We start from the raw sequence: 11,659 nt of genomic DNA, 5'->3' as shown, positions 1-11,659 counted from the left end.
GTTCCTTCAGCATCTCGAAAGCGGCATATCCGGCGATAGGCAGTGCGACCAGCGCGGTGATGGCCGGCGTGGCAATGAGTTTCCGTTGCATGATGTCTCTCCAGAGCTTTTGTGCTCGCTCCGTGAGACGAAGGCCTGCGGACGTTCCTTGGGGGGCCGTCGAAGTTTTTTCATCGAGGTCGAACGCCTGCATTGCGGCGGCCATCGCACGCGCCTTCGCTTCGCCGTCCGGCGCCGGCACAGCGATGTCACGCAGCCTTTCGAGTTCGTTGTCGTCGACCATGGTCACACTTCCCCGGCTGAACGCATCAGCAGCTTCAACCGTTTCTTCGCTTCATGGATGTGCCAGGAAACCGTCGTCTCCGAGATCGCCATCACCTCCGCCGCCGCCGCGTGGTTGAGACCTTCGCCATAGACGAGCAGCACCGCATCGCGTTGCTTGTCCGGCAGCAGCCGCACCGCCGTCCACAACGCATCGGCGGGATCGTCCGCTGGCACCTCGCCCGCGATCGACGCATAGGCGCCATAGGCATCGGCCTTGGCGGTATCGCGGGCGCGCTTGCGCATCATGTCGCGCGAAGCATTCAGCGTCATGGCATAGAGCCATGTCGTGAAGGCGCCATTGCCCTGATAGTCGCGGATCGCGCGGCCGAGCCGCACGCAGACATCCTGAGCAATGTCCTCGGCGTCGGCCTTCCTGCCGCACCAGCGATAGGCGGCGCGATAGACGAAGCCATAGTGCCTTTCGACCAGTTTGCCGAAAGCCCCCCTGTCTCCGCCCCTCGCCCGCCCGATCAACTCGGCATCGGAGGCTTCGCTGTCGTCCAGCATCATCGCCGTCATTTGCCCGTTGGACGAAGGCTAATGGCCAATCCTTGGGGCGATGAAAAGATTTTTTTGCGGCACCACTTTTTCCTTCTCTCCGTTCCACGGGGAGAAGGTGCCCGAAGGGCGGATGAGGGGCGGCGCGGACATTCGAAGGCTCGCGCTAGGCCACGCGCACTACAATCCGAGACCGAAACTCAGCCCAGCGTCTCTTTGAAAAACGTCGTCAGCCGCTTCCAGTGGCGTTCAGCCCCCGCCTCGTCATAGACGCTATGATCCGGCACGCACCAGCCATGGCCGACGCCGACATAGTTCTCGATCGTATGGTCGACCTCTGCCACCCTGAGCGCCTCCGCCAGCCGCGCCGACTGCTCGGGCGGGAAGCTATGATCGACGCCGGCGACGCCGACATAGACGCGCGCCTTGATCGAAGCCGCCTTGCGATGCGGGCTGTCGGCCGCTTCGCTGGCCAGATTACCGCCATGGAAGCTTGCCGCGGCAACGATCCGGTCCGGATAGCTCGCCGCCGCGTTCAACGCCCGCGCGCCGCCCATGCAATAGCCGACGACGCCAATCGGTCCGTAAATGCCCTCGGCCGCGAACGCGTCGAGGAAGGCGCTGCCGTCGCGGATGGTCATGCCCTGCGTCGTACCGCCGCTCAGCATCAACAGCAGGGCCTTGGTCTTTGCCTCGGTGAACGCGGTTTTGGGATCGAACGGGCCATAGGGCGCATAGCGGTAGAAGAGATCGGGCACCAGCACGGCATAGCCATGCCCAGCGAGGCGCTCCGCCATCTGGTCGAGCACCGGACGCGGACCGAAAATATCCATGTAGAGGATGATTCCGGCCTTGGCCGGCGCGGCTGGACGAAACAGCCGAGCCTTCGCCGTGCCGTCCTGGGTCTTGATCTCGATGTCCTGCTTCGTCATTGCGCGCTCCGCCGGTTGCCAGGCGATAGATATCCGCACTGCCCGCCAGGGCAAGCCGCAACCTTTCGATCGCGGTCAAGTTTCCGTGCGGTTCGGAAGAATGTCTACACCCGGGCGAACGCCGCCATATGGAAGGCCTGGACATCGGCCGGATAGCGATACTCAGCGCCATAGGGACAGGCGTTGCGGTCGAGGCAGCCGCCGCTCCGGCAGGGCTCGCCTCGCGGTCCGCGCACATGCGCCAGGCACGCCTGGTGCGCAAAGCCATCCACCGAATAGGCGTCCACCGGACAGGATTTCAGGCAGGGTTTTTCGACGCATGTGTCGCAAAGATGAATCGCTGCATGAGGTTCGGGAACAGAAATCTTGTCCTCGAACAGCAACGCGCCGCGATAGGCGTGCCAAAGCCCATACTGAGGATGCATGAGGATGCCCAGCGGCGACGGCCTCAGCCCTTCCGCCCGCATCGCCCATTGCTGGAACGGCAGGTAAGGCCGGTCTGAAGGCGAAACGGCACGCGCGCCGAATTCCTTCGCCACGGCGCCAATCACCTCGAGCGACCAGCTGTCGAGCGGGTTGGCGACGGGCCGAGGCTGTCCCTCGAGCCAGCGTTGGAAATATGGCCATGGCGCCGCGCCCGCCTGTCCAACAAGGAGCACCGATTTGGCTGGAAAGCCGGAAAGTCCGGCTGGCGCCATCTCATCGTCGCCGAAGGTGAAACCGCCGCGAAGGATCAGGCCACTGGCCGCGAGCTCGGCCGCAATCACCTCGACCCGAGCGCGGGAAAAAGTCATCCCTTCCGGTCCGGGTCGGAGAACGCGCTCCGCCAGACTTCCTTATGGATGATGTCGGCCACTTTAGCCCGGCCTGAATCGGGCTCCTTTCACGTGAAGGCGTCGGGCATCGAGCCTTTCTTCTTGGCGATGAACTCCTTCAGCGCCTCGTCGATGGCCGGATCGAGATGCGGCGCTTCGTAGCTTTCCAGCCAGCGGCGGGCGAGCTCGTTGGCGCGCTGCGGCGCGGTCTTCTCGCCCTCGGCCAGCCACTGCTCGTAGGAATTGTTGTCGGCGATGTTGGAGCGGTAGAAGGCCGTCTGGAAATTCGCCTGGGTGTGGTCGCAGCCGAGATAGTGGCTGCCCGGACCGACCTGGCGGATGGCGTCCATCGCCTGGCCGTTTTCCGACAGGTCGACGCCCTCGGCAAACTTCTGCTGCATGCCGAGCTGGTCGATATCCATCATGAATTTCTCGTAGCAGGAGGCGAGACCGCCCTCGAGCCAGCCCGCCGAATGCAGCACGAAATTGGTGCCGGCAAGGATCGTCGAGTTGAGCGTGTTGGCGCTCTCATAGGCCGCTTGCGCATCCGGAACCTTCGAGGCGCAGAGCGAGCCGCCGGTGCGGAACGGCAGGCCGAGCCGCCGCGCCAGTTGCGCCGCGCCGTAGGAGACCAGCGACGGCTCCGGCGTGCCGAAGGTCGGCGCGCCCGACTGCATCGAGATCGACGAGGCGAAGGTGCCGAACAGCACCGGCGCGCCGGGCTTGATCAGCTGCGTGAACGAGGCGCCGGCGAGCACTTCGGCCAACACCTGCGTCAGCGTGCCGGCGACCGTCACCGGGCTCATCGCGCCGGCCAGGATGAACGGGGTGACGATGCAGGCCTGATTGTGGCGCGAATAGACTTTCAGCGCGCCGAGCATGGTTTCGTCGAAGACCATCGGCGAGTTGGCGTTGATCAGGCTGGTCAGCACCGTGTTGTTCTCGACGAAGTCGTCGCCAAACACGAGCTTGGCCATCGCCACCGTGTCCTCGGCCCGCTCCGGCGCGGTCACAGAGCCCATGAACGGCTTGTCCGAGTACCGGATATGCGCGTAGATCATGTCGAGATGGCGCTTGTTGACCGGCACGTCGACCGGCTCGCACACCGTGCCGCCCGAATGGTGGATCGACGGCGCCATATAGGCGAGCTTCACGAAATTCTGGAAATCCTCGATCGTCGCGTAGCGGCGGTTGCCGTCGAGGTCGCGCACGAAGGGCGGGCCGTAGACCGGCGCGAACACGGTCGCATTGCCGCCGATCTGCACCGAACGCTCCGGGTTGCGCGCATGCTGGGTGTAGATCGAAGGCGCGGTCTTCAAGAGCGAGCGGCAGAGCCCCTTGGGGAAATGCACACGCTCGCCCTTGACGTCTGCGCCCGCTTCCTTCCACAGCGCCAGCGCCTCGGCGTCATCGCGAAAGATGATGCCGATCTCTTCCAGCACCGTGTCGGTGTTCTTCTCGATCAGCGCCAGGCCTTCCTCGTTGAGGACCTCATAGACGTTGATCTTGCGCTTGATGTAGGTGAGCTGGGTGCCCGGACCGCCGCCTGAACGGGCTGCCCGGCGTGCCGCCGCGCCGCCGCTGGCGCCGCGACCGCGTCGTCCACCCGGCGCTTCCTGCTCGACTGCCGCGTTATCGCTCATGATCGTTCTTCCTGTAACTTGGCCTGAATTGGCTGGGGCGGCCCGTCGCTACCGCCTCTTGCCTGGATCGTAGCCATGCACCCTATTGGAAACGGCCAGCCAGCGCCAACGCCTGTCGCAAAATCGACAAGAAAAGCGTCAATTTTTCAGTCGCTTTCCTTTTGCGGGAAGTCGCAAATCAGCTATGGCTAGCTTGCCCTCGCGGGTTAGGTATTGGCGCATCGATTTTTAGGCTGCCGCAGTCATTCCGAGCAGCAAGGAGCCCGAGGAAAAATGGCCGACGACGAGATCATCCTTTCCGAGCTTTCCGATGAGGAGCTTGTGCAACAGATGCACGACGACCTCTATGACGGTCTGAAGGAAGAAATCGAGGAAGGCACGCATATCCTTCTCGAGCGCAATTGGGCGCCTTACAAGGTGCTGACCGAGGCGCTGGTCGAAGGCATGCGCATCGTCGGCGAGGATTTCCGCGACGGTATCCTGTTTGTGCCGGAAGTGCTGCTCTCGGCCAACGCCATGAAGGCCGGCATGGCTATCCTTCGTCCGCTGCTCGCCGCCACCGGCGCGCCGAAGCAGGGCAAGATGGTGATCGGCACCGTCAAGGGCGACATCCACGACATCGGCAAGAACCTCGTCGGCATGATGATGGAAGGCGCCGGCTTCGACGTCATCGACCTCGGCATCAACAACGCGGTCGAGAAATATCTCGACGCCATCGAGCAGCACCAGCCCGACATCATCGGCATGTCGGCGCTGCTCACCACCACCATGCCCTATATGAAGGTCGTCATCGACACGATGAAGGAAAAGGGCATCCGCGACGATTATGTCGTCCTGGTCGGCGGCGCGCCGCTCAATGAGGAGTTCGGCAAGGCCGTCGGCGCCGACGCCTATTGCCGCGACGCCGCGGTGGCGGTCGAGACGGCCAAGGACTTCATGAAGCGCAAGCACAACGTTCGCGCTTCCGCCTGATACGAGGCATCAGGATGAACCTAAAAAAAGCCGCGCCTTGCAGCGCGGCTTTTTTGTTACCAGATGATGGAAAAGGCTGCCGATCAGTTGACAGTGTCCTTGACCGCCCTCGCCGTCGATTTCACGTCCTTGCCGACGCCCCGGATGGTGTTGGCGCAAGCGGTGAGCGCAAGCGCGCAGGCCAGGATGGCGATCGGCGCGACGCGTAGCAGTTTCATGAACAGTGTCTCCCTCGACAGATATTAAGCCCCGCAGCGAAAGCCGGCCCGACTTGGTCAAGACGCAAAAAACGGAACCGAATCAAACAGACAGGCTGCTCGTCATCGCCTGCGGGATGATTGCGCGCGAAGTTTTGGCCGTCAAGCAACAGCTAAAGCTCGACCATCTCGAGCTGACCTGCCTGCCGGCTGAGTTCCATTTCTATCCGGACCGCATCGCGCCGGCGATGGACAAGGCGATCGAGAAGGCCAAGGCGGAAGGCTACGATCACATCTTCGTCGGCTATGCCGACTGCGGCACGGGCGGCCTGCTCGACCGCGTCATCGAGAAGCACGGCGTCGAGCGCATGGCCGGGCCGCACTGCTTTGCCTTCTACCAGGGCATGGAGGCCTATGCGAAGGTCGCCGACGGCGACATGATGTCGTTCTACATGACCGACTTCCTCTGCCGCCAGTTCGAGGCCTTCTTCATCAAGCCGCTCGGCCTCGACCGGCATCCCGAGCTGATCAAGGACTATTTCGGCAATTACGAGAAGCTGATCTATCTTGCCCAGACCGACGATCCGGAACTCGACAAGGTCGCCGAGAAGGCTGCGGTTATGCTCGGCCTCGCGTACGAGCGCCGCCGGACTGGCTATGGTGATCTGACGAGCGAACTGGCGCGGGTGGCAACCGGCGCCTGACGGCTTCACGCCTCCGCTTCGAGCGCCGCCAATACATCGGCAAAACTTGTCTTGCAGACGAAGCCGAGTCGCTCCCCCGCCCGCGAGGGATCGTAGACGCGGTCGATCGACGAAAACATCGTCCAGCCCTTCCTCGCATAGAGCCCGGGATAATCCGGGAAATAGCGCGCGACAACCGATGGCGCGTCGGCGATGAGCTCGGCGCAGTCCAGCGGCCGGAACGGAGTCGGCGCCGAGATGATAAACGTGTCGAACCCGAGCAGCGGAGCTGTCTCCAGCGCCGCGACATGAGCCTCCGCGGCATCCTCCACCGTCAGCCGGCGAAACAGCAATTCGTTGGCCTTGGTGTTGGCGTCTGACTGCTCGATCGCATGCGCCATATCGTCCGCTTCGGGAAAGAAGCGTCCGGTGCGCAGCACCACGACCGGCAATCCATGCTGAAGGTTATAAAGACGGCACAGATGCTCGGCGGAAAGCTTCGTCACGCCATAAATGTTGCGCGGCTCCGGCGACATCTCCTCCGTCAGCCAGGCCGCCTTGCGCGCGCCGCCCTGGAAGCCGGCGCGGATCGCCTGCGAGATCATCAGCGATGTCGTCGAGGTGAAGACGAAACGCCCGACGCCGTAGGCAACTGCCGCGTCGAGCAGGTTGAGCGTGCCTTGCACATTCGTCGCGACGAAGGCGCTGTTCTCAAAGTGCTCGATGTTTGGCTTGTGCAGCGCGCCGCTGTGAATGATGGCGTCGATTCGGTTGTCGCGGACAGTTCCGAAAACCAGATCGCGATCCGCGACCGAGCCGACGACCTGCGTGCGCGCCGAGGTAACCGGATCGAGGCCGATGACGTCATGGCCGAGCGCTTCGAGCCGTGGCAGAAGCGTGCTGCCCAGCCATCCGGACGATCCCGTGAGCAATATCCGCATCGATCAACCGCCATTTTTGAGCCCACGCTGTTAAGCACGGATGACAGGCGATCGCGAACCGGTAAGTTGTGCGCCAGTGATGAAAAGAACTGTTCCAGCCATCGATTTGAGGAAACGATTTGATGACGCCTCGCCTGCTTTTTGCCGCTCTCGGCCTTATCGCCCTCACCTTGCCCGCCCATGTCAACGGCGAGGTGCAGAAGCTGATCACAGCCGCCGACAAGGCCCGGCTGGATAGATACGGCGAAACGCGCAAGGCGGCTCTTGAGGAGGCAAAGGCCGGCGATCCGGCGGAGGTCAAGCAATTGGATGGTCTGCTCGCCAAGCCGCTTGTCGCCTTCTCCGACAAGGATCTCACCGGCAACTGGAAATGCCGCACCATCAAGGCGGGCGGCTTGAGCCCGCTGATCATCTATGGCTGGTTCAAGTGCAAGGTCACGGACGACGGTTCCGGCTGGCGGCTTGCCAAGATCAGCGGCTCGCAGCGCACGACCGGCCGCTTCTTCGACGACAACGAGAAGCGCTCGATCTATCTCGGCTCGTTTTCGGTCAATGACGACAAGGCCAAGCCCTATGGCAGCGGCCCAGAAAGCGATCAGGTCGGCTACGCCTTCCGCAACAGCGCCAGCGAGTGGCGGATCGAATTCCCCGCGCCCTATTACGAATCGAAGCTCGACATCATGGAATTCAAGCGCTGAGGCGAACCTGGCGGCGGACCGAACGCTTCGGCACACCAAGGATTAACTCGCCCCGCATAGCATGCGCCCCGGTCTTTGGAGCGGGTGCTTGCCATGGCAGCGTCGGAATCGAGTACGCGACCGATCGTCGTCGTCACCGAAGGTGGCCCGCACATCTGGGCCATCGTCAATGCGATTGCTGATCGCGTCGGTCCTGTCAGCGTCATCCTCGAGAACCCTGAATCCAAAAAGCGCCTGCTCATGGGCCGCGCCCGGCGGCAGGGCCGGATCTCGGCCATCGGCCAGCTCGGCACGATGGTGCTGACCAGGCTCGGCAAGCGCTTCCTTGCCGGCCACGCCGAGCGGCTGATCGCCGAGGAAAAGCTCGACACCGAACCGCGGCAGGGCCAGGCGATCATCCACGTGCCCTCAGCCAATGGGCCGGAATGTCTGAAGGAAATCGCCAGCATAGGACCGGGCGTCGTCCTGCTCGCCGGCTGCAGGCTGCTGTCGAAGGGCACGTTGGCCAGGATGCCTTGCCCGGTGCTCAACTATCACGCCGGCATCGCCCCAAAATATCGCGGCATGAATGGCGGCTACTGGGCGCTGGCCTCCGGCGACGCGCAGAACTTCGGCACCACCGTTCACCTGGTCGATGCCGGCGTCGACACCGGCGGCGTGCTGAAGCAGGCGCGCGGCAAGCCGAAGACGGGCGACACGATCGCCAGCTACGCGCTGCGCCAGGCAGCGTTTTCGCGCGATATATGCGTCGAGGCGGTCGGCAATGCGCTGGCTGGCAGGCTGGATACGATCGATCCCGGACTGCCGTCGAAGCAGTGGTATCACCCGACGATCTGGTTCTATCTCTGGACCGGCCTGACCAAGCGCGTCTGGTGATCAGCCGGCGACGGATTCCAGCATTCGCTTTGCGCCATCGCCAGCGTCGCTTTTGAAGGGGCGCGCGTCGTCCCATAACAAGCGGCCCAACGGCGCTTGCGGCAATGCTCCGACATATCGAGGAGTTGAGAATTCATGGCCGATCTGATCGTCGTCTATTGGCGCGACATTCCCGCCCAGGTCATCGTCAAGAAGGGCCGGCAGAACGCCAAGCGCGAGCTGCCGCTGCGCTTCACCGAGGCGATCGACATGTGCGCCATGCGCACCGGCGCTGGCGGCACCGACGACTATCTGGCCGAATGGCGCAAGGCCGACCCGGTTCCGGTCGGCGACGACATCGAGGCCGAGGTCGAGAAGGCCTATCAGGAACTCGACGCGAAATATGACCGCGAGCGGCTGGTCGCTCTGGTCAAGGCTGGCGGGAAAGAAAATGTCTGACAAGCAGCCGGCGGTTACCCAGGCCACGTTGGTCAAGAAGGCAGCGCCAAAATCCGACTACAAGCCTGCCGATGTGTCGCCGCAGCGCCGCGTCCAGCGCACCTTCGCCGTGCGGCTGTGGTCGATCAGGCATTCGCGCTTGCTCGAATGGTTCTACAGCCGGTTTGCCGACGCCTTCCTGCTCTTGCACCCGCTCTGGAAAGGCATCGGCTACAGCCGCGTCGAGGCCCCGGTCAAGTTCGTCGAGAAGCGCGTCAAGGGCTTCATGTTCGACTGCCGTATGTGCGGCCAATGCGTGCTTTCCTCCACCGGCATGTCCTGTCCTATGAACTGCCCCAAGCAGCTGCGCAACGGCCCGTGCGGCGGCGTGCGCGCCAACGGCAATTGCGAGGTCGAGCCGGACATGCCTTGCGTCTGGGTCAAGGCCTGGGAAGGCTCGCGCAATATGGTGCATGGCGACAAGATCCTGACCGTGCAGAAGCCCGTCGATCAGTCGCTGCGCGAAACCTCGGCCTGGCTGCGGGTGACCGCGCAGGCGGCCGCGGCGCGTGAAACGGCACAGAATCCCGGAGCTTCCGCATGACCGCACTTCAGCGCGACGAGAATCCGGCCGGCATCCATCTGCCGCTCGATCCCCTGCCCGGCCACACGTCGCGCGGTCGGCTGGAGCGCGTGCTGCGCCGTGGCGAGTTCGCGGTGACGACCGAGCTCAACCCGCCCGACAGCGCCGACCCGGAAGACGTCTACAACCGCGCCAAGATCTTCGACGGCTGGGTCGACGCCATCAACGCAGTCGACGCCTCGGGCGCCAACTGCCACATGTCCTCGGTCGGCATCTGCGCGCTGCTTACCCGCATGGGCTATGCGCCGATCATGCAGATCGCCTGCCGCGACAAGAACCGCATCGCCATCCAGGGTGACGTGCTCGGCGGCGCCGCCATGGGCGTCGCCAACATGCTTTGCCTCACCGGCGACGGCGTACAGGCCGGCGACCAGCCCGGCGCCAAGCCTGTGTTTGACCTCGATTCCATGTCGCTGCTCGAAACCATCCGCATCATGCGCGACAACGGCAAGTTCCTGTCCGGCCGCAAGCTGACGACGCCGCCGCAGGTCTTCCTCGGCTGCGCGGTCAATCCCTTCGCGCCGCCTTACGACTTCCGCCCGATCCATCTCGGCAAGAAGATCGCCGCCGGGGCGCAATTCGCGCAGACGCAGTACTGTTTTGACGTGCCGATGTTCAAAGCCTTCATGCAGAAGGCGCGCGATCTCGGCCACACCGAAAAGCTCTTCCTGCTCTGCGGCGTCGGGCCGCTCGCTTCCGCCAAGACGGCGAAATGGATCCGCTCCAACGTGCCGGGCATCCATATCCCTGACGCGGTGATCAAGCGGCTGGAAGGCGCGCAGGATCAGAAGAAGGAAGGCAAGCAGCTCTGCATCGACATCATCAACGAGGTGAAGGAAATCCCGGGCGTCGCCGGCATCCATGTGATGGCCTACCGCCAGGAGGAATATGTCGCCGAGATCGTCGATGAATCCGGCGTGCTGAAAGGCCGCCAGCCCTGGAAGCGCGAGATCCGCCGCGATGACCAGCTAGTCGCCGAGCGGCTCGACCACATACTGCACGACGAGATTACCGAAACTCAGGTGGATATGGTGAAGACCGCGCACTGATGTATGTCGCCCAAAAGTGGAACCGGTTTTGGGGCAACGACATACATCAACTTAGAGTCTAGAGCGCGGCCGGCACGCATTCACTTGAACCAAATCAGATAACGATATAAAGAACTCTTTATATCCCGACGGAGAGATCGCATGACCCGCACCATCGTCGCCTCGGCGACCCGAGAAATCGTCATCGGCTTCGATCAGCCCTTCTGCGTGATCGGCGAACGCATCAACCCGACCGGCCGCAAGAAGCTCGCCGCCGAGATGGTGGCCGGCAACTTCGAGACCGTCATCAAGGACGCGCTGGAGCAGGCCGCCTGCGGCGCCACAATGCTCGACGTCAATGCCGGCGTCACCGCCGTCGACCCGAACGCCACCGAGCCGGCGCTTCTGGTGCAGACGCTCGAGATCGTGCAGGGCCTGGTCGATCTGCCGCTGTCGATCGACTCCTCGGTCACCGCAGCGATCGAGGCCGCGCTGAAGGTCGCCAAGGGCCGCCCGCTGGTGAACTCCGTCACCGGCGAGGAAGAAAAGCTCGAGGCTATCCTGCCGCTGGTCAAGAAATACAACGTCCCGGTCGTCGCCATCTCCAACGACGAGACCGGCATCTCGATGGACCCGGATGTCCGCTTCGCCGTCGCCAAGAAAATCGTCGAGCGCTGCGCCGACCACGGCATTCCTTCGCATGACGTCGTCGTCGACCCGCTGGTGATGCCGATCGGGGCGCTGGGCGATGCCGGACGCCAGGTGTTCGCGCTGCTGCGGCGGCTCCGCGAAGAGCTCAAGGTCAACACCACCTGCGGCCTCTCCAACATCTCCTTCGGCCTGCCGCACCGCCACGGCATCAACGCCGCCTTCATCCCGATGGTGATCGGGGCCGGCATGACCTCGGCGATCATGAACCCGGTCCGTCCGCAGGAAATGGAAGCCGTGCGCGGCGCCAATGTGCTGAACGGCACCGACGAGAACTGCACCAA

The 11,659-nt window shown here is 63.4% G+C and carries 14 protein-coding genes and 1 pseudogene; 8 read left to right on the top strand and 7 right to left on the bottom strand.

Translation table 11 applies throughout. The features are described 5' to 3' along the window. The 5 genes and pseudogenes from EOA28_RS10955 to EOA28_RS10935 form a co-directional block, all read right to left on the bottom strand. Positions 1–283 (bottom strand): annotated as a pseudogene (locus EOA28_RS10955) (VWA domain-containing protein); the annotation flags it as partial. 2 nt (positions 284–285) lie between these two features. Next, positions 286–843 carry an RNA polymerase sigma factor gene (locus EOA28_RS10950; RefSeq protein ID WP_126082183.1) on the bottom strand — a complete coding sequence of 186 codons (558 nt, stop codon included), beginning with the start codon at positions 841–843 and terminating at the stop codon, positions 286–288. Positions 844–1,022: 179 nt separating this feature from the next. Further along, positions 1,023–1,754, bottom strand: a complete 732-nt coding sequence (locus tag EOA28_RS10945; protein ID WP_127251197.1) for a dienelactone hydrolase family protein — start codon at positions 1,752–1,754, stop codon at positions 1,023–1,025. A gap of 104 nt (positions 1,755–1,858) precedes the next feature. Then, entirely contained in the window at positions 1,859–2,548 is a 690-nt protein-coding gene (locus tag EOA28_RS10940) for a 4Fe-4S dicluster domain-containing protein (protein WP_127251198.1), read from the bottom strand. An 89-nt stretch (positions 2,549–2,637) separates the two neighbouring features. After that, the gene (locus EOA28_RS10935) at positions 2,638–4,212 is read right to left on the bottom strand and encodes a trimethylamine methyltransferase family protein (protein ID WP_127251199.1); all 1,575 of its coding nucleotides are present in this window, start codon (positions 4,210–4,212) and stop codon (positions 2,638–2,640) included. A 273-nt stretch (positions 4,213–4,485) separates the two neighbouring features. Here EOA28_RS10935 and EOA28_RS10930 point away from each other — a divergent pair, with 273 nt between their 5' ends. Further along, positions 4,486–5,184, top strand: a complete 699-nt coding sequence (locus EOA28_RS10930; protein WP_126082179.1) for a B12-binding domain-containing protein — start codon at positions 4,486–4,488, stop codon at positions 5,182–5,184. A gap of 83 nt (positions 5,185–5,267) precedes the next feature. Here EOA28_RS10930 and EOA28_RS10925 read toward each other — a convergent pair whose 3' ends face one another. Beyond that, on the bottom strand, positions 5,268–5,402 hold the full coding sequence (locus tag EOA28_RS10925; protein ID WP_042645015.1) for an entericidin A/B family lipoprotein: 135 nt from the start codon (positions 5,400–5,402) through the stop codon (positions 5,268–5,270). 53 nt (positions 5,403–5,455) lie between these two features. Here EOA28_RS10925 and EOA28_RS10920 point away from each other — a divergent pair, with 53 nt between their 5' ends. Continuing rightward, positions 5,456–6,085, top strand: coding sequence for a DUF1638 domain-containing protein (locus EOA28_RS10920; protein ID WP_127251200.1), 630 nt, complete (start codon positions 5,456–5,458; stop codon positions 6,083–6,085). A gap of 5 nt (positions 6,086–6,090) precedes the next feature. On the opposite strand, the gene EOA28_RS10915 is transcribed toward EOA28_RS10920, so the two are convergent. Continuing rightward, positions 6,091–7,005 carry an NAD(P)-dependent oxidoreductase gene (locus EOA28_RS10915; protein ID WP_127251201.1) on the bottom strand — a complete coding sequence of 305 codons (915 nt, stop codon included), beginning with the start codon at positions 7,003–7,005 and terminating at the stop codon, positions 6,091–6,093. 122 nt (positions 7,006–7,127) lie between these two features. Between EOA28_RS10915 and EOA28_RS10910 the strand changes: the two genes are divergently transcribed. From EOA28_RS10910 to EOA28_RS10885, 6 genes are all read left to right on the top strand, one after another. Beyond that, positions 7,128–7,703: a DUF4893 domain-containing protein gene (locus tag EOA28_RS10910; RefSeq protein ID WP_127251202.1), complete on the top strand. Its 576-nt coding sequence runs from the start codon at positions 7,128–7,130 to the stop codon at positions 7,701–7,703. A gap of 93 nt (positions 7,704–7,796) precedes the next feature. Then, entirely contained in the window at positions 7,797–8,579 is a 783-nt protein-coding gene (locus EOA28_RS10905) for a formyl transferase (protein WP_127251203.1), read from the top strand. 135 nt (positions 8,580–8,714) lie between these two features. Continuing rightward, complete coding sequence (locus EOA28_RS10900) at positions 8,715–9,017, top strand: virulence factor (protein ID WP_041003951.1); 303 nt, start codon at positions 8,715–8,717, stop codon at positions 9,015–9,017. Next, positions 9,010–9,600, top strand: a complete 591-nt coding sequence (locus EOA28_RS10895; RefSeq protein ID WP_127251204.1) for a methylenetetrahydrofolate reductase C-terminal domain-containing protein — start codon at positions 9,010–9,012, stop codon at positions 9,598–9,600. The genes EOA28_RS10900 and EOA28_RS10895 overlap by 8 nt, the downstream gene beginning before the upstream one ends. After that, positions 9,597–10,688 carry a methylenetetrahydrofolate reductase gene (locus tag EOA28_RS10890; RefSeq protein WP_127251205.1) on the top strand — a complete coding sequence of 364 codons (1,092 nt, stop codon included), beginning with the start codon at positions 9,597–9,599 and terminating at the stop codon, positions 10,686–10,688. The genes EOA28_RS10895 and EOA28_RS10890 overlap by 4 nt, the downstream gene beginning before the upstream one ends. Before the next feature lie 141 nt (positions 10,689–10,829). Then, a partial coding sequence (locus tag EOA28_RS10885; RefSeq protein WP_148670683.1) for a methyltetrahydrofolate cobalamin methyltransferase occupies positions 10,830–11,659 on the top strand: 830 nt, incomplete at its 3' end.

The organism is Mesorhizobium sp. M2A.F.Ca.ET.067.02.1.1, from assembly GCF_004023285.1.
GTDB lineage: Bacteria > Pseudomonadota > Alphaproteobacteria > Rhizobiales > Rhizobiaceae > Mesorhizobium.
Note: the sequence above shows the minus strand (reverse complement) of the source record. Positions and strands in the feature narration are given on the sequence as shown.

What these genes read in the sequence shown, in the direction of transcription:
- EOA28_RS10950 (WP_126082183.1), bottom strand. Translation starts at nt 843, where the DNA reads ATGACGGCGATGATGCTGGACGACAGCGAAGCCTCCGATGCCGAGTTG.
- EOA28_RS10945 (WP_127251197.1), bottom strand. Translation starts at nt 1,754, where the DNA reads ATGACGAAGCAGGACATCGAGATCAAGACCCAGGACGGCACGGCGAAG.
- EOA28_RS10940 (WP_127251198.1), bottom strand. Translation starts at nt 2,548, where the DNA reads ATGACTTTTTCCCGCGCTCGGGTCGAGGTGATTGCGGCCGAGCTCGCG.
- EOA28_RS10935 (WP_127251199.1), bottom strand. Translation starts at nt 4,212, where the DNA reads ATGAGCGATAACGCGGCAGTCGAGCAGGAAGCGCCGGGTGGACGACGC.
- EOA28_RS10930 (WP_126082179.1), top strand. Translation starts at nt 4,486, where the DNA reads ATGGCCGACGACGAGATCATCCTTTCCGAGCTTTCCGATGAGGAGCTT.
- EOA28_RS10925 (WP_042645015.1), bottom strand. Translation starts at nt 5,402, where the DNA reads ATGAAACTGCTACGCGTCGCGCCGATCGCCATCCTGGCCTGCGCGCTT.
- EOA28_RS10915 (WP_127251201.1), bottom strand. Translation starts at nt 7,005, where the DNA reads ATGCGGATATTGCTCACGGGATCGTCCGGATGGCTGGGCAGCACGCTT.
- EOA28_RS10910 (WP_127251202.1), top strand. Translation starts at nt 7,128, where the DNA reads ATGACGCCTCGCCTGCTTTTTGCCGCTCTCGGCCTTATCGCCCTCACC.
- EOA28_RS10905 (WP_127251203.1), top strand. Translation starts at nt 7,797, where the DNA reads ATGGCAGCGTCGGAATCGAGTACGCGACCGATCGTCGTCGTCACCGAA.
- EOA28_RS10900 (WP_041003951.1), top strand. Translation starts at nt 8,715, where the DNA reads ATGGCCGATCTGATCGTCGTCTATTGGCGCGACATTCCCGCCCAGGTC.
- EOA28_RS10895 (WP_127251204.1), top strand. Translation starts at nt 9,010, where the DNA reads ATGTCTGACAAGCAGCCGGCGGTTACCCAGGCCACGTTGGTCAAGAAG.
- EOA28_RS10890 (WP_127251205.1), top strand. Translation starts at nt 9,597, where the DNA reads ATGACCGCACTTCAGCGCGACGAGAATCCGGCCGGCATCCATCTGCCG.